Origin of the sequence: Chryseobacterium metallicongregator (assembly GCF_031324065.1) — a bacterium.
Taxonomy (GTDB): Bacteria; Bacteroidota; Bacteroidia; order Flavobacteriales; family Weeksellaceae; genus Chryseobacterium; species Chryseobacterium metallicongregator.
In genome coordinates this window covers 477,449-493,379 of record NZ_JAVIXS010000020.1, presented here as the reverse complement: position 1 = coordinate 493,379, position 15,931 = coordinate 477,449, and the positions used below count along the sequence as shown (strand labels likewise).

16 protein-coding genes are annotated in these 15,931 nt (G+C 35.3%); 12 read left to right on the top strand and 4 right to left on the bottom strand.

Features of this window, described 5'->3' with window-relative positions; translation table 11 throughout:
• Positions 1-53: 53 nt before the first annotated feature.
• On the bottom strand, positions 54-701 hold the full coding sequence (locus REB14_RS20150; protein WP_309523094.1) for a DUF1349 domain-containing protein: 648 nt from the start codon (positions 699-701) through the stop codon (positions 54-56).
• Between the two features lie 89 nt (positions 702-790).
• Here REB14_RS20150 and REB14_RS20145 point away from each other — a divergent pair, with 89 nt between their 5' ends.
• The 9 genes from REB14_RS20145 to REB14_RS20105 all read left to right on the top strand — a co-directional run bounded on the left by REB14_RS20145 (position 791) and on the right by REB14_RS20105 (position 9,675).
• A complete protein-coding gene (locus tag REB14_RS20145; protein WP_079241379.1) occupies positions 791-1,528 on the top strand; it encodes a LuxR C-terminal-related transcriptional regulator in 738 nt (245 codons plus the stop codon).
• A gap of 97 nt (positions 1,529-1,625) precedes the next feature.
• Complete coding sequence (locus REB14_RS20140; RefSeq protein ID WP_309523093.1) at positions 1,626-1,979, top strand: helix-turn-helix domain-containing protein; 354 nt, start codon at positions 1,626-1,628, stop codon at positions 1,977-1,979.
• Between the two features lie 428 nt (positions 1,980-2,407).
• Positions 2,408-3,664, top strand: coding sequence for an aminotransferase class I/II-fold pyridoxal phosphate-dependent enzyme (locus REB14_RS20135; RefSeq protein WP_079241381.1), 1,257 nt, complete (start codon positions 2,408-2,410; stop codon positions 3,662-3,664).
• Positions 3,665-3,669: 5 nt separating this feature from the next.
• Complete coding sequence (locus REB14_RS20130; RefSeq protein ID WP_034698548.1) at positions 3,670-4,302, top strand: TetR/AcrR family transcriptional regulator; 633 nt, start codon at positions 3,670-3,672, stop codon at positions 4,300-4,302.
• A 98-nt stretch (positions 4,303-4,400) separates the two neighbouring features.
• Positions 4,401-5,486 (top strand): DNA polymerase III subunit gamma/tau, encoded by a 1,086-nt coding sequence (gene dnaX, locus REB14_RS20125; RefSeq protein WP_309523092.1) that lies wholly within the window; start codon positions 4,401-4,403, stop codon positions 5,484-5,486.
• A gap of 38 nt (positions 5,487-5,524) precedes the next feature.
• Positions 5,525-6,100: a hypothetical protein gene (locus REB14_RS20120; protein WP_309523091.1), complete on the top strand. Its 576-nt coding sequence runs from the start codon at positions 5,525-5,527 to the stop codon at positions 6,098-6,100.
• Positions 6,101-6,500: 400 nt separating this feature from the next.
• Positions 6,501-7,580 carry a chorismate mutase gene (locus REB14_RS20115; protein WP_079241383.1) on the top strand — a complete coding sequence of 360 codons (1,080 nt, stop codon included), beginning with the start codon at positions 6,501-6,503 and terminating at the stop codon, positions 7,578-7,580.
• A gap of 163 nt (positions 7,581-7,743) precedes the next feature.
• Positions 7,744-8,670, top strand: coding sequence for a ribosome small subunit-dependent GTPase A (rsgA, locus tag REB14_RS20110; RefSeq protein WP_079241384.1), 927 nt, complete (start codon positions 7,744-7,746; stop codon positions 8,668-8,670).
• A 588-nt stretch (positions 8,671-9,258) separates the two neighbouring features.
• A complete protein-coding gene (locus REB14_RS20105) occupies positions 9,259-9,675 on the top strand; it encodes a nucleoside-diphosphate kinase (protein ID WP_034687444.1) in 417 nt (138 codons plus the stop codon).
• Positions 9,676-9,754: 79 nt separating this feature from the next.
• Here REB14_RS20105 and REB14_RS20100 read toward each other — a convergent pair whose 3' ends face one another.
• Entirely contained in the window at positions 9,755-11,602 is a 1,848-nt protein-coding gene (locus REB14_RS20100) for an alpha-L-fucosidase (RefSeq protein ID WP_309523090.1), read from the bottom strand.
• A 154-nt stretch (positions 11,603-11,756) separates the two neighbouring features.
• Between REB14_RS20100 and chrA the strand changes: the two genes are divergently transcribed.
• From chrA to chrI, 3 genes are read left to right on the top strand one after another with little or no spacing between them, the layout of a single operon-like run.
• Positions 11,757-11,978, top strand: coding sequence for an MNIO class RiPP chryseobasin precursor ChrA (gene chrA, locus REB14_RS20095; RefSeq protein WP_309523089.1), 222 nt, complete (start codon positions 11,757-11,759; stop codon positions 11,976-11,978).
• 3 nt (positions 11,979-11,981) lie between these two features.
• On the top strand, positions 11,982-13,079 hold the full coding sequence (chrH, locus tag REB14_RS20090; protein WP_079241387.1) for an MNIO family chryseobactin maturase: 1,098 nt from the start codon (positions 11,982-11,984) through the stop codon (positions 13,077-13,079).
• A 38-nt stretch (positions 13,080-13,117) separates the two neighbouring features.
• On the top strand, positions 13,118-13,603 hold the full coding sequence (gene chrI / locus REB14_RS20085; RefSeq protein ID WP_238594395.1) for a chryseobasin maturation helper ChrI: 486 nt from the start codon (positions 13,118-13,120) through the stop codon (positions 13,601-13,603).
• Between the two features lie 215 nt (positions 13,604-13,818).
• Here the strand turns inward: chrI and rpe are convergent, their stop codons facing one another.
• Positions 13,819-14,469, bottom strand: coding sequence for a ribulose-phosphate 3-epimerase (gene rpe / locus REB14_RS20080; RefSeq protein WP_034698534.1), 651 nt, complete (start codon positions 14,467-14,469; stop codon positions 13,819-13,821).
• 340 nt (positions 14,470-14,809) lie between these two features.
• The gene (gene chrP / locus REB14_RS20075; RefSeq protein WP_062670358.1) at positions 14,810-15,883 is read right to left on the bottom strand and encodes a chryseobasin maturation metalloprotease ChrP; all 1,074 of its coding nucleotides are present in this window, start codon (positions 15,881-15,883) and stop codon (positions 14,810-14,812) included.
• Positions 15,884-15,931: the final 48 nt, after the last annotated feature.

Genomic DNA, 15,931 nt, shown 5'->3' with positions numbered 1-15,931 from the left:
GAAATGATGGGAGGTGAATAAAATTGACTGTATATTGAAGTGTAATTCAATCGTTATTGGTGGGTTTCAAGCCACTTGAGTCTGCGCTGATCCGGCAGATGTTTTACTCTGAAGTTTTCAAAAACCGCAGTGAATCCTTCTCCGTCCGGACAGGCTGCCATTAACCCAACCATTACAGGAATGTTATCCTGAAGAGGCGCATTTCGCATCATGATATAATTTTTATCATCAAAAGAATAAAATATCTCAACAGCATCCAGTCTTCTCACTGCTTTGATCCATATAGCTGGGGGCGTTTTTTCTAATGTAATGACACTCCAGTCACTTTTATTATGGGTGACCACAGTGCTGAGATTGTATTTGCCATCTACGAATTCTACTCCGGCTTTGATATAATGTTCCTGATCTGTTCTCAGCATAAGCCCCATCTGGTCAAATCTTGCTTTATAGCTGCCGGTTATTTTTACTTTTGCCTCAAATTCACCGCCATATGTTGTGTAGTAAAAAGGGGCATCATCTACCGTAAATCCATAATGTGAAACCCTCCAGTAATCGCTCTGTGGTGTTACAAACACAGAAAGGCTATTATTTTTGATTTTCCATTTTTCAGGTTCATTAAACCATGTCATTTTCTCAAGACTCTGGGCGGAAAACTTTTGAATCAGGAATAAGATGCAAAAGCCGAAAATCAGTTTCTTCATTCTCTTTGGGATAAGTTCTAAGGGTAAATTATTATTTTAGCAAAAGTATTATTAAACTTCATTTGCGTCAATACTGATAAATAACCATTATGGAAATCCGTGAACAACTTAGTGATCAATTACTGGATAACGCTTCGAAAAAATGCCAACTTGATCTAGAGATCTATAAACAGAGAGCATTAGCATACTCTCAGATGGAAGGTGCAATATCTGTGCTGAGCGATATGCAGGAGAATAAAAGTTTTATTTATAAATCTGCGGCAGCAGACGAACTTGGGCTAAAGATGGATGAAAACCCTACGGAAATAGACTCTATCTGGGAAGAAGAAATGCTGAAAAAGATACATCCTGATGACCGCCTGAAAAAATACATCCATGAACTCCGTTTTTTCAAATTGCTGGATACCATGGAATTAAAAGAACGTACGGCATATAGTGTGGTTTCAAAAATAAGAATGAAAGATAAAAATGAAGACTACAGATGGGTGAAGCACCGTATGTTTTATGTTTATTCGCCCGATAACGGCAGGCTTAGGCTGGCTCTTTGTCTTTATAATATTGCATTGACTTCATCTGGTGTTCCTGATTTTATGATTGTTAATATGATAAAAGGGGAAGTAGTTGTAAAAGATAAACTTGATTATAAAAATATTTTAAGCCTCAGAGAATTGGAGGTTTTAAAATGGATTGGAGAGGGATATGCAAGCAAAGAAATTGCAGGTCTTCTTTCTATAAGCGTCAATACGGTCAACAGACACCGTCAGAATATCCTGGAAAAGTTAAAAGTAAAAAATTCTACACAAGCTTTTAAAGATAGTTTTTCTTAAATATCCAGTTTGAAATATCCGAAAAGCTTACCTTGTTATTTTGTATCTTAATGATTAAATTTATATCTTGAATACACATTAGCAAGAAACATACACGATGAAAAGAAGCGAAGAAATTACCCGCCAGTATTTTACTTTTTTAGATAAGCATATTCAGGAGGTTATTTCCGGTGCTGATCCTGAATTTATGGAACTGAATGAGATCGCCAGAGAGCTCGCTATATCCCATAAGCACCTTACCGATACCGTTAAAAAAGAAACCGGACAGCACCCTTGCTCCTTTTATGATGAAAAAATTATTGATCAGATCAAGAAAATGCTCGTGGGATCCGATCAGTCTGTGGCAGAAATTGCCCGTATTTTTACTTATGATCCTTCCAATTTTTCAAAATTTTTCAAAAAAATGACTGGCTTTACTCCCGGAAATTTCAGAAATTCCAAAAAAGTTTAAATTGACTACTTTTTTTGTTTAATATTGTTGTTGCAAGAGATTTGCGCTGGTTTTTGTCTCAGAGTAGGGATTTGAACGTTCAGATTGATGTGTTTTAAAGGCTGTTTAGTGAATTAAAATGTTAAAATAATAAAAAAATAATCTTTTATAAATGAGTCGTTTGTGAAAAATAATTACAATTTTTTATTATTTATGTATTAATATTTCTTTATTGTTTGATTTTTTTATTAAATTTAGGTAAGAAAAAACTAATTAATTCAAAAGCAGAAAACGTTAAAAAAGATAGATGTATATTTAAATACTTTGGTTTCCAGATAATAAGATAAAAATATTGTGTCTTTAATAATATTTAATCTTAACAGAGGCACTTAAGCCTTTTAAATAGTTATATATTTGTTTCTTTTAAACCACAACAAACAAGATTAAGGATGAGCATCAATTTCACAACAGCAACTATTAAAGACTTTGAGAATATACCAGATAATGATATGGCTCAAAGAGCTGAAATTTTTTATGAATATTTAGACTTTGTAAAGTCTAACGGACACATGAATTACAGACTGAAGAATACTTCAGGAACCAATGCAATACTGAATGTAAATATTGCAGACCAAAACAGAGAATTTGTTAGTTTTGTATCAAGTGATTATTTAGGATTTACACAACACCCGAAAGTAAAGCAGGCTGCTATCGAAGGAATAGAGAAATATGGAACGGGAACAGGAGCTACGCCCCTTATCGGTGGCTACTTTGATTATCACAATGCTTTAGAAAAAAGAATTTCAAGTTTTTTTCAAAGAACAGAAGATGAAGCCGTAGTGTTTACTACCGGATATACTGCTAACAGCGCTAGTTTACAGTGTTTAATGCAGAAAGAAGATCTTGCTATTTTAGACATGGCAGTGCATGCCAGTGTACATGAAGGATGTGCTTTTACCAATAAAAAAACATTTCCGCACAATAATTTGGAATCTTTGGAACACATTTTGAAGGTATCTGAAAATCTGTACCGTACGAAACTCGTTATTGTGGACGGAGTGTATTCCCAAGATGGTGATACTTCCCGTATTAATGAGATCTATAACCTTGTGAAAAAGTACAATGCCTTTCTAATGGTAGACGACGTACATGGTGTCGGCATCCTTGGAGAAACCGGAAGAGGTACTTTGGAGCAGGCTGGGTTATTGGATAAAGTAGACATCATCACAGGTACATTCAGCAAAACATTTGGAAATCTGGGAGGTTATGTCATTGCAGATAAAAAAATAGCTGCCTTTATAAGATTCCATTCACGCCAGCAGATCTTCTCAGCCACAGCTCCACCATCATCCGCAGGAATTGTTAAAGCCATTGATTTAATTGACGAAGAACCTATCTGGAGAGAAAAACTCTGGGATAACATCAATTATTTCAAAAAAGGACTGGATGATTTAGGATTAGATACAGGAGTTACCTGCTCCGCGATCGTTCCCGTAAAAATTGGAGATCCTTATGTAACAGGAGATGTAGGAAAACTACTAATAGAAATGGGAATCTATACCAACCCGATTCTTTATCCGGCTGTACCAAGAAAAGACGCACGTATCAGGATGAGTGTAACGGCAAGACACGAAAAAGAACATCTCGACAAAACGCTTAATGCGTTTGATGATATTAATAAAAAATTGCATATTGCGAAAAAATAATAATTATGCCTAGAAAAGTAGTGCAGGGCCCCATTAGGGACAAAGAAAAAACAAAGCAGAAACTGCTTGCTGCAGTTGGTAAAATTTTAAGAGTAAAAGGATATTCCGGATTAAAAGTAAGCAAGATAGCTGCCGTTGCCGGATTTGATAAAAAATTGATCTATGAGTACTTTGGAAGTACTGATAAACTGATCGATGAATATATCAAATCTCAGGATTACTGGAGCCAGGTCAACCAGGATGTTGATATGGATTTCTCGGACGGTGGGCACGAACTTACTAAAATGGTTGTATTGAACCAGTTCGAAAACCTGAAGAAAAATAAAGAACTTCAGAAGATCATCCTTTGGGAGCTTTCGGAAAGTAAGCCTATTCTTAAGAAATTGGTTGAACAACGTGAAGAAGTAGGAGAGGTTTTATTTGGAAACATCTCAGATCCTTACTTTGGTGAAGGAGTAGCAACAAGACACAGAGCAATTATGGCTTTGATTGTGTCTGGAGCTTACTATCTCAACCTTTATACAGGATACAACGCCAATAAGTTTTGTGGTATTGATCTGAAAACTGAAGAAGGAAGAAAAGAGGTTGAAGCCGCTATTGTTGAGTTGATCGACTTTGCATACAGCAAAAAGAAATAGAAATTAAAAGTTTTCCGATTTGAGCAGAAATACGTTTTTGTTAATAATTTGAAAACTTTTAATTTTCAAATTAAAACTATATTTCTTACTTTTGGCCAATGGAAAATTTTATAGTATCTGCAAGAAAATATCGTCCTCAGGAGTTTGATACGGTTGTAGGGCAATCCCATATTACGGATACTTTAGAACATGCAATTGAAGAAAGTCAATTAGCTCAGGCATTACTTTTTTGCGGTCCTCGTGGTGTGGGTAAAACTACCTGTGCCAGAATTCTGGCAAGAAAGATCAATGAGAAAGATGGCTCGGTTTCAGAAGATGGCTTTGCTTACAATATCTATGAACTGGATGCAGCATCCAATAACTCTGTAGATGATATCAGAGAACTTATAGATCAGGTACGTTTTGCACCTCAGGTTGGTAAATACAAAGTATATATCATTGATGAGGTTCATATGCTGTCTTCTGCCGCTTTCAATGCTTTCCTGAAAACGCTGGAAGAGCCGCCTGCTCATGCTATTTTTATTTTGGCTACAACGGAGAAACATAAAATTATTCCAACAATTTTATCCCGTTGTCAGATTTATGACTTCAAGAGAATTACCATTGAAGACATCCAGAATCATCTGAAAGATATTGCCCAAAAAGAAAATATTCAGTATGAAGATGACGCGCTGTATCTGATTGCTCAGAAAGCAGATGGCGCATTAAGAGATGCACTTTCTATCTTCGACAGACTTTCTACCTTCTCCCAGAAAAATATTACACTGGCAAAAGCCGCAGAAGTACTCAACATTCTGGATTATGATCAATATCTGAACATTGTGGATCTTGCGAAGGAAAACAAAATTCCTGAAGTGCTTTTTGCGTTCAATGAGATTGTGAAAAAAGGTTTTGATCCCCATATTTTCATTGCCGGATTAGGAAATCATTTCAGAGATTTGATGATGGCACAGAATACTTCCACCATGGAACTCATTGAAGTAGGAGAGAAAACAAAGGCTAAATTTGTAGAGCAAGGACAGAAATGGGCCGCCCAGCAGCTTATTGATGGCATTGAGATCTGTAACCATGCAGATATTAATTATAAGAATTCCAAAAACCCAAGACTTACGGTTGAAATTGCTTTAATGCAGCTGGCTTCACTGACAGCTAATTTAGGTGATACTAAAAAAAAAAGTTCCTGATACTGGCTCCGTTTCTCAGTGAGAAACAGGAGGTGAAGATGCCGGAAAAGGCCCAGGAGAAGAAAGAAATTAAAACAGGACAACAACCTGCTGCTTCCCAGGCAGTTCAGGAAGTTTCAGTAACAAAAACCACCAAGCCATTGTCAAGACCGGGAATCTCTTCCGGTTTCAGCATCAGTTCCTTTTTGAATAAAGAAGATAACGTAGAAACAACAGAAGATGTTGTGGTAAAAACTGATAATCTTCCTCAGAACCATTTTACAGATACAGATCTGCAGGTGGAATGGAAAATTATGCTTAAACAGCTTCAGGTAAAAAATAATTTTGTATTTAATGCAGTTAAGACCTTCAAACTGGTAAAAGCTGAAGAGCATAAAATCAAAGTTTTGTTCCCTTCAGATTCTGCAAAAGTAGAATTTGATAAAATAAGTGGAGAATTTTTTAATCATTTTAAAAGAAAAATTCAGAATCATATTATTGAGGTAGAATACGTCAGAGACGTTGAAAATCTGAAGATTGAGGTGGTGACGAAAAGAAAAATGTTTGAAAAATTTATAGAAAAAAATCCACTTTTGAAAGATCTTGATGATTTAATGAAGTTTGATTTGACATAATTTTTATATATTTGTCAAATATTTCTGTCGAAAATAAGTTTTTGACAAAAACAAATTACAACCAGAAACGCTAAATAAAGACATTTCCAGAATAAAATGGAAAATTTGACTAACACATATCAGTCTTTTTTTGCACCCGCTAATTACTTTTTTAGCGGTTATTTTAGTTTTTCTGCTTCTTATTATAGAAATTTCAGAACGTATTACCGATTTTATTGGTACTGTTAACTGAATTTCTTTCCAAAAAATACAGGAGAAGTAGAGCCCTATTATTTTCCTGATTCCTTTAAACAATTTTGAACGGCATTTTTTGAAAAGAATTATAAATTAAATTTTATAATCCAAAGGGCTATTGCTGTTAACGAAAAAATTATATAAAAAAACAATAAAATTTAGAATAATGAATTTAAATGATTTAAAAAATGAGTGGATCGATGGGCTTACACAACCTCTAATGATTGCAGGGCCATGTAGTGCAGAAAGTGAAACTCAAATGCTTGAAACAGCCAGGAGAATTAAAGAATCCAATGCTAATGTATCGGTTTTCCGTGCAGGAATCTGGAAACCTCGTACCAAACCAAACGGTTTTGAAGGAGTAGGAGTGATCGGTTTGAACTGGCTAAAAAAAGTAAAAGAAGAGTACGGTTTTAAAACGGCGACTGAGGTAGCCAATGCACACCATGTGTTTGCAGCTCTGGAAGCAGATGTAGATGTTCTTTGGATTGGAGCACGTTCTACAGTGAACCCGTTCACAGTACAGGAAATTGCGATGGCTTTAAGAGGAACCGATAAGCCTGTCTTCGTGAAAAACCCTGTAAATCCGGATCTTGCACTATGGATCGGAGCGTTGGAAAGACTTTTAGGACAGGATATTAAAAACCTGGGAGTAATCCACAGAGGATTTTCAACATACCAGAAAACAAAATACAGAAACAATCCAAACTGGCAGATTGCCCTTGATTTCAAAAGCCAGTTCCCAAATATTCCAATGTTAATCGATCCTTCTCACATCTGCGGAAACAGAACTGGTCTTGCTGATATTACACAGGAAGCACTTAACGTAGGATACCAGGGAGCGATCATTGAATCGCACTGCAATCCTGACGAGGCGTGGAGTGATGCTTCTCAGCAAATTACCCCTGAAGTTCTTGCAGATCTTATTGGTAATCTGAAGGTAAGAAGCTCCAATCTTGCAGGTTTTGAGGGAGAGATGGGCAGACACAGAACTTTGATCTCTGATCTTGACTTCCAGTTAATTGAACTTCTTTCTCAAAGAATGAAAATTTCTGAGAAAATCGGTAAACTTAAAAAGGAAAATGACATTGCAATCTTCCAGCCTGAACGTTGGAAAGTAATTACAGAATACGCTACTCAGAAAGCAAAAGAAACTGGAATGTCTCAGGAGTTTATTGAAAAAGTATTCAAAGCTATTCACGAAGAGTCTATTGAAGTTCAGAATAACATTATGATTGAGAGATAAGCTGTGGATAAAAAGTAAAAGAGACTAATACTTTTACTAAATTTTCAGCTAAAAAATAAATTAGGGCTTAGACATCAGCATTTAGGGCAATTGAAACATGTGTTTTTAAACCTATTTCCTGAATGCTAAGCCCTAATTGCGTATATTTGCACCAGCATTATCTATGAAAGGAAAAATCATTAAATCTACAGGCAGTTGGTACCAGGTTTTGGAATTGGAAACAAATAAAATTTTCGAGGCCAGAATCAGGGGGAAATTCAAATTAATAAAAACTAGACTTACCAATCCACTTGCTGTAGGAGATTTTGTTGAGTTTCAACTGGAGCAGGATGATATCGCATGGATCACAAAAATTGAACCGCGCTCCAATTATCTAATCAGAAAATCCGTAAACCTTTCAAAAGAAGCCCATATTATTGCATCCAATATTGATTTGGCATGCTTTATCTTCACTCTGAAACATCCTGAAACATCTTTAGGATTTCTGGACAGGTTTCTGGCATGTTGTGAAGCCTATAATATTACCCCACTCATTCTTTTTAATAAGATCGATGTTTTACACGACGAAGAAATTGAAATTGTAAAGGATGTTGAATTCCTATATCAGGAAATTGGATATGATACTTTGGAAATTTCTTCCTATTCGAAATTGAATCTTGATCAGCTTCAGGAGATTCTTAAAGATAAAACTTCAGTATTTTTCGGCCACTCAGGTTGTGGGAAATCTACTTTAGTGAATGCTTTACAGCCAGGATTAAATTTAAAAACATCTGAAATTTCAGATACTCACCTGAAAGGAAAGCATACCACAACCTTTGCTCAGATGCACTTCTGGCATTTTGGCGGAAACGTTATCGATACTCCGGGAGTTCGTGAATTTGCAATGATTGATATTGAAAAAGAAGAAGTACAGCATTACTTTCCTGAAATTTTTAAAAAGAGAGAAGAGTGCAAATTTCACAACTGTCTTCACATCAATGAACCGAAATGTGCCGTTATCGATGCTCTTGAAACAGGCGAGATTCAACATTCCCGCTATGCTACATATATTAAATTGATGGATGAAGCAGAAGAGGCTTCTCAAAAATAAGCAGCAAAAGACATTCTCTTTTTAACAATTACAGATTAATTCGGACAATCTGTACTATTTTATGTATCACTATATTAGAATAATATTCTAAAAAATCATTTCTCTAAAGATTGTATTTAATTCTGTTTTGAAATGTGTATTTTTTTAGCTTATTTTTTTTAGTTTTTAATGAAAAAAAATCTCTTTTTAGATAACTCTACTTTCTGGCACTCTTTTTTCGGCACATAACTCCACTTTTGTCACATTTTTTCCGATCTGAAAAATGATATTACTCGATTTTTGGATATTGTATTAATTTCAATAAAAGTTTCAATAATGTTGTATATGGGTTTATTTGAGTTAAAAAATTATTAAATTGATAAAAATATAGGGTGTTTTTTGAAAATAAAAAACCCAGCCGAAGCTGGGTAAAAACTAATAACCATGAAAACTCAAATTAAACATGAGAATCGCAATAGAATAAACAATTACTGTGCCAAAGTTTAGTTTACAATTTCTTAATAAAAGTTATTTTTATGTTAAAAAAAAATTAAAATAAAAATCAAAGATATTTTTTGTAATTTTGCGCCATTAAAAAAATATACATTTATGTCTAACATTACATTCACTATGATTAAGCCTGATGCTGTTGCTGACGGACATATCGGTGCTATATTGGGTAAGATTGCTGAAGGAGGTTTTAAAATCAAAGCTTTAAAATTAACTCAGCTTACAGTTGCTGATGCAAAAAAATTCTATGAAGTACATGCTGAAAGACCATTTTATGGAGAATTAGTAGAATTCATGAGCTCTGGTCCTATCGTTGCTGCAGTTTTAGAAAAAGACAATGCGGTTGAAGACTTCAGAACATTAATTGGTGCTACTAACCCTGCAGAAGCTGCAGAAGGTACTATCAGAAAAATGTTTGCAAGAAGCATCGGAGAAAATGCTGTTCACGGTTCAGATTCTGACGAGAATGCATTAATCGAAGCTCAATTCCATTTTTCAGGAAGAGAGATTTTCTAAGAAAATCATCTTACAAAATAAAAAATCCGGAGAATTTTCTCCGGATTTTGTTTTTATATGAATGCATCTTTCAGATATACTAAAGATTGTTTTCAATTGCTCCCACATTTTCTCTGTAGAGTTCCAGAGGTTTATTCAATAATACAGCAATGATGGTCATTTGCTTGTCCAGTTTTTCCTTTGGAACGTCAATATAAATAATTCCCGGTCTGTCACTCCAGTACAGCTTATTGTAGATGGTATGAGGCAGCATAGTGCCTTCTCCAACAACTCTTATTCTGGCAATTTCATTTTTTATTCCTTTCAGAGCAATAGGCCCAGTAGGTATTCCTTCCACAAAAAGATAAAGAGTCTGTTTGTCTTTTGATAAAGCGCTCATTCCTGGGTAGTGACCAGCCGGAAGACCTTTTCCTGTCTCAAACAAAGCTTCAGTATGCTTACTTATCCATTCTATGGTTTCCGGATTTGTTTTAGACGTTTTTTTAATTTTTATGTCAAGACCATCATTTGTAAGACCATCATTTGTAACTAAATTCTGATCATAGTTCAGGGCATTGGCAATCTCATAGACTGCTTCCTGGGTGTTTTTGTTTTCCAGTATTTCGGGAAGAGTATGTTTTTCCTTCTTAAAATCTTTCAAAAATGCAGGAGATGTGTCAAAAGTAATTTCTGCCACAGTGACATCTTTGTCAAATTTTACATTGGAGAAATTCAGTGTCAGTGTTTTTTCTGCATTATAATTCATTGTAACAACAGCGGATGGATCTCCAATGATTTTTACTGATGCAGGCGGGGTTGCCAGTCCGTAAATTTTTGTGAATTTTCTGGTTTCTTCCAGATATAGGAATAAAGATTTTTTAGAAGTTGATAAAGAAGACTTCCCTTTATAATTATCAAAAGGAATTCCGCGGGTTGTTTCATAGATAGCATGCTGATTTTTGGAAGTCCAGCGCCCAAGATTTTTAAGAATCTCAATTTGTTCCTCAGGAATCGTTCCATCTGATTTCGGACCCATATCAAGAAGAAGATTTCCTCCCATGCTGATCACATCAGCCAGAGTTCTGACAATCATATTGGGAGTTTTGTAATTTTTATCAAAAGGCTGATATCCCCAGGAATCATTCATGGTGTAACAAAGCTCCCAGTATGGATTTTGTGGTGGAACAACAGGAATGCCCTGCTCGGGAGTATCATAGTCTCCGTGATGATTAAGCCTTGAATTAATGATAATATTAGAATTGTATTTTTTGAGTAAATCCAGGGTCTGAGCCGATTTCCATTCTTCAGAAGTATGTTCCCAGTCTCCATCGAACCAAAGAAGATCAGGAGAATATTGGATACAAAGCTCATTGAGCTGATCTTGGTAGTAGCGGATAAAATTCTGCCAGCGCTTTGGATCATTTTTGAGTTCGTAGCGTTTTTTTGTCCGGGTATTGATATCATAATAGGGATGGCTCCAATCCGGCAAAGAGAAATAAAGTCCTGTTTTTAATCCTGATTTTTTCAGCGCTGATACAAAAGGAGTTAACACATCCTTTTTTGCCAAAGAGTTTTGAGGAATGCTTGTCGCTTTTTCTGCTCTTGAATTCCATAGCGAAATTCCGTCATGATGTTTGGTGGTAATGACAGCATATTTTGCTCCGGATTCCTTAATGAGATTTACCCATTGTTCAGGTTGATATTTTGAAGCTGAAAAACCATTCAGCTGTTTCATATAATTTTCGTGGTTAATATAATTATTGAAGAATGACCAGGATTCTGAGATTCCGTTAACAGAGTAGATTCCCCAATGAATAAAAATACCCAGTTTTGCATTGCTGAACCATTCCATTTTTTTGCTGTTGTCAGCTATCTGAACCTGTGCGCTGATATGATTTGCAGATAATATCAACCCAAGGAAAACAGCTTTAATCAGACTTATTTTCATATATAGATTTATTTTAACACTAAATATAGATAAAGATAATGGTACCATATATAAGGGTTGCTGATATTTATTAATAATTGTTATCAAAACGTTTCTTATTATTGTATTTTTATAAATGGAACGTTTATTGTAAAATTTATCTGAAAAAGAAATTATGAAAATTCCAGCAATATTAATGGCAAGTTTATTAGCGGTGGGCGTGTCTGCACAAACGACTAAACCGGAAACTAAAACGAAAAAACCTGTTAAAAAAGTAAAGAAAGCCACTTCTACGGATACCGTTGAAAAGAAAAAACCGGGAACACCTAAACCGGTTGTTAAAAAAGATACACTTGTGCTTCGTGGACACGGCTGTCCGGCTTGCGGAATGGGGTAGAAGATGAGAAAGCCAATGTTAGGTGTATCCATGATGGCAGAGGCAGATTTTGTTTCTGCTATTTTGCCATTGTTGCAGAATAATTCTATCAAAGTGATGGAATGGTCTTTTGATACCCTTTATCATACCAATGAACCGGATTGGCTTCGGGATCTGTTGAATTTCTACGCAGAAAATGACCGTCTGATAGGACATGGAGTGTATTATTCTTTGTTTGATGCGAGATGGACAGAAAGACAGGAAGAATGGCTGAAAAAACTAACAGAAGAAGTCAGTCTGCGGAAATACAATCATATTACGGAGCATTTTGGTTTCATGAATACTGAGAATTTTCATCAGGGAGTACCTTTGCCGGTATCTTTACATTCCAAAACTTTACAAATAGGAAAAGACAGGTTATGCAGACTACAGGATGCTGTAAACATTCCTGTAGGGGTAGAAAATCTAGCATTCTCATTTTCTATAGATGATGTTAAAGAACAAGGCGTTTTTCTTGACAAGCTGACGGAAGATACCAATGGCTTCCTGATTCTTGATCTTCATAATATTTACTGCCAATCATGTAATTTCGAATTAGGAATGCAGGAGATCATTGATTTATATCCTTTGGATAAGGTAAAAGAAATCCATCTTTCCGGAGGAAGCTGGCAGGATAGTGTATATGGAAAAAAGCAGGTGAGAAGAGATACTCATGATGATATTATTCCCCAGGATATTCTTTCTGTTCTGCCATCTGTACTTACACAATGTGGAAACCTGGAATATGTGATCATTGAAAGGCTGGGGCATACTATGAAAACAGAACAAGAAAGAGATGATTTCCTGAATGATTTTAATCAAGTTAAAGCCATTATTGAAACTTCAGATTTTAATGGGAAGGAAAAAAGTAGCTGGAATAAGATGGAAGTGGAACACTCGGAAAAACCTTTAGAAGACTTGGTGTTATATGAAGAACAATCAAGGCTTACCCGATTTCTGTATGATAATTCAAATGTTGAAACCATTAAAGATCTGGATTTTCATTATTTTAAAACAGAGAAATGGGATTCTGAAATGATTCTTACAGCTAAGAATATCATTAAAAAATGGAATCCCTATTAATTCTATTCTTCTGATAACCAAAATCAAATTATATGAAAATGACAACACTAGTATTGATCATTACCGCTGTCCTCACTGCTCTGATAGGAGGACTTTTCTATGCTTATTCATGCTCAGTTGTTCTTGGGCTCGGAAAACTTTCTGATACAGAATACCTGAAAGCAATGCAGAACATTAACCGGGAAATCCTAAATCCTGTTTTCTTTATGAGCTTTATGGGAACAGTGATTTTTCTTCCTGTATCTACCTTTTTACTCCGTGGACAGCAACCTGTTTTTATTTTTCTTCTGTTGGCTACACTGGCTTATGCGATTGGTGTTTTTGGAGTAACAATTGCCGGAAATGTTCCTATGAATGATACTTTGGATAAGTTTGATATATCCGGATCTACAACAGAAGTCATCAGAAAGATGCGGGAAAATTTTGAAAACAGATGGAATTTTCTGAATAATATCAGAACAGTCTTTTCAGTTATTTCGATCATTCTTGTAGTCTGTGCCTGTGTCTGGAATAAAGAAGTTTGAAAAATATAATGGAATTAAGTAAAAATACTTACTGTTAAATTAGGTGTTTCTACGGATGTGTACGTAGGGTTTTATTCAGATCTTTGTGTTGTTAGCAAGATAGTTTTAAACATTTTCAAATAAGTTGAAAAAAAGATTATAACCAAGACGACTTAAATTTCCAAACAAGAGAAAAGGCAGCCACTGGCTGCCTTTTGTTTTATAAAGATAATTTTTTAGATCTTTAAAAGTTCAATTGTTCTTTCAGGACTTTCAGCTGAGAAAACAGCATTTCCTGCAACAAGAACATCAGCTCCGGCTTCAAATAATTTAGAAGCGTTGTCAAGGTTTACTCCTCCGTCTACCTCGATAAGTGCTGTAGAGTTGTTACTTAAGATCAGATCCTTGGTTTCAGCAATCTTTTTGTAAGTATTTTCAATGAATTTTTGACCTCCAAATCCTGGATTCACACTCATTAATAATACAAGATCAACATCTGCAATAATGTCTTCAAGCATTAATACCGGAGTAGAAGGATTTAAAACAACACCTGCTTTTGCTCCTTTGCTCTGAATGTGATGAATAGTTCTGTGAAGATGGGTACATGCCTCATAATGTACAGAAACAAGATCAGCACCATGATTGATAAATTCATCAACATATTTTTCAGGTTCCACGATCATCAGGTGAACATCTACAAATTTCTTAGCATGCTGCTGAACAGTTTTCATCACCGGAAAACCAAAAGAAATATTGGGAACAAATCTGCCGTCCATTACATCAATGTGGAACCAGTCGGCCTGAGAATTGTTCAGCATTTCAATGTCTCTCTGCAGATTCCCAAAGTCTGCTGATAAAAGGGATGGAGCAATAAGCTTCGTTTTCATTTTTACTTTTTATACTTTTACTTAGATTTCTTTCTTTAAAATGGATTAACAACCAAAAAATAATATAAGGAAATACCTCCAAATATAATAGTCTCTATGATTGTTAATTTCATATTATTAATTTTAATAACTAATAACCTGTCAATTATAAATAATCCTAAAGGTACAACACTGACAATTAACAGCATCTCAAGGATCATATTATATGCCGACCCTATTTTGGGAGGATAAAATATTTTATATACCGCTAAAAAAATGATATAACTAAAAAAGACAGCAGTTAAAATTGATATTAATGTTGGTTTTCGGATCAGATGATAAAAGAGGTTTTTCATTTTAATTAATGATACTTCAGTTTCATTTCCGGCTTGATCTTAAGAACGGTTTCATAGATAAGTTTGATCACATTACCTACATCTTCTTTAGATACCATTTCTACCGTAGTATGCATATAACGCAAAGGTAAGGAAATTAAAGCACTTGGTACTCCGCCATTAGAATGGGCAAAGGCATCTGTGTCGGTTCCTGTAGCTCTGCTTGCTGCGGCTCTCTGGAAAGGAATTTTCTTGGTTTTTGCGGTATCAATAATTAATTCTCTGATGGTATGATGAACACTTGGAGCAAAAAATACTACTGGTCCTGCGCCACATTTCTGATCTCCTTCTTTTTTCTTTTCAATCATCGGAGTTGTAGTGTCATGGGTAACATCTGTTACAATCGCGATATTGGGTTTGATGGTGTCAGCAATCATGTCTGCTCCGTATAAACCTACTTCTTCCTGTACAGAGTTGGTAATATAAAGCCCGAATGGGATTGATTTCTTATTTTCTTTTAAAAGTCTGGCCACTTCGGCAATCATGAAACCACCGATTCTGTTGTCAAGAGCTCTGCAGACGAAATATCTGTCATTCATTTCAAAGAATTCATCTGGATAAGTAATCATACATCCTACAAAGATTCCCATTTCTTCTACCTCTTTTTTGGAAGTAGCACCACAGTCGATAAATATGTTTTCGATTTTTGGAGTAGGCTCATTTTGATTGGTTCTTGTATGAATAGCCGGCCACCCGAATACTCCTTTTACAATTCCGTTTTCACCGTGAATATGAACTACTTTTGAAGGGGCAATGGTTTGATCTGAACCACCGTTTCTGATGACGTAGATCAATCCGTCATCCGTAATATAATTGACGTACCATGAAATTTCATCAGCATGTGCTTCAATCACTACTTTAAATTCAGCTTCCGGATTAATGATCCCATAACAGGTTCCATAATGGTCTACTTCTATTTTGTCCACATAAGGTCTGATGTAGTCCATCCAGACTTCTTGTCCTTTGTGTTCGTAACCTGTTGGGGATGATGTGTTTAAATATTTCTCTAAAAATTTCAAAGATTTCTTTTCAAATTTCATAAAAAGGAATGATTTTTGCGTTTAATTTTTCTTCTTATAAGTGTAAAA

Coding starts and splice junctions, on each gene's coding strand:
- REB14_RS20150 (WP_309523094.1), bottom strand. CDS start 701: ATGAAGAAACTGATTTTCGGCTTTTGCATCTTATTCCTGATTCAAAAG.
- REB14_RS20145 (WP_079241379.1), top strand. CDS start 791: ATGGAAATCCGTGAACAACTTAGTGATCAATTACTGGATAACGCTTCG.
- REB14_RS20140 (WP_309523093.1), top strand. CDS start 1,626: ATGAAAAGAAGCGAAGAAATTACCCGCCAGTATTTTACTTTTTTAGAT.
- REB14_RS20135 (WP_079241381.1), top strand. CDS start 2,408: ATGAGCATCAATTTCACAACAGCAACTATTAAAGACTTTGAGAATATA.
- REB14_RS20130 (WP_034698548.1), top strand. CDS start 3,670: ATGCCTAGAAAAGTAGTGCAGGGCCCCATTAGGGACAAAGAAAAAACA.
- dnaX (WP_309523092.1), top strand. CDS start 4,401: ATGGAAAATTTTATAGTATCTGCAAGAAAATATCGTCCTCAGGAGTTT.
- REB14_RS20120 (WP_309523091.1), top strand. CDS start 5,525: ATGCCGGAAAAGGCCCAGGAGAAGAAAGAAATTAAAACAGGACAACAA.
- REB14_RS20115 (WP_079241383.1), top strand. CDS start 6,501: ATGAATTTAAATGATTTAAAAAATGAGTGGATCGATGGGCTTACACAA.
- rsgA (WP_079241384.1), top strand. CDS start 7,744: ATGAAAGGAAAAATCATTAAATCTACAGGCAGTTGGTACCAGGTTTTG.
- REB14_RS20105 (WP_034687444.1), top strand. CDS start 9,259: ATGTCTAACATTACATTCACTATGATTAAGCCTGATGCTGTTGCTGAC.
- REB14_RS20100 (WP_309523090.1), bottom strand. CDS start 11,602: ATGAAAATAAGTCTGATTAAAGCTGTTTTCCTTGGGTTGATATTATCT.
- chrA (WP_309523089.1), top strand. CDS start 11,757: ATGAAAATTCCAGCAATATTAATGGCAAGTTTATTAGCGGTGGGCGTG.
- chrH (WP_079241387.1), top strand. CDS start 11,982: ATGAGAAAGCCAATGTTAGGTGTATCCATGATGGCAGAGGCAGATTTT.
- chrI (WP_238594395.1), top strand. CDS start 13,118: ATGACAACACTAGTATTGATCATTACCGCTGTCCTCACTGCTCTGATA.
- rpe (WP_034698534.1), bottom strand. CDS start 14,469: ATGAAAACGAAGCTTATTGCTCCATCCCTTTTATCAGCAGACTTTGGG.
- chrP (WP_062670358.1), bottom strand. CDS start 15,883: ATGAAATTTGAAAAGAAATCTTTGAAATTTTTAGAGAAATATTTAAAC.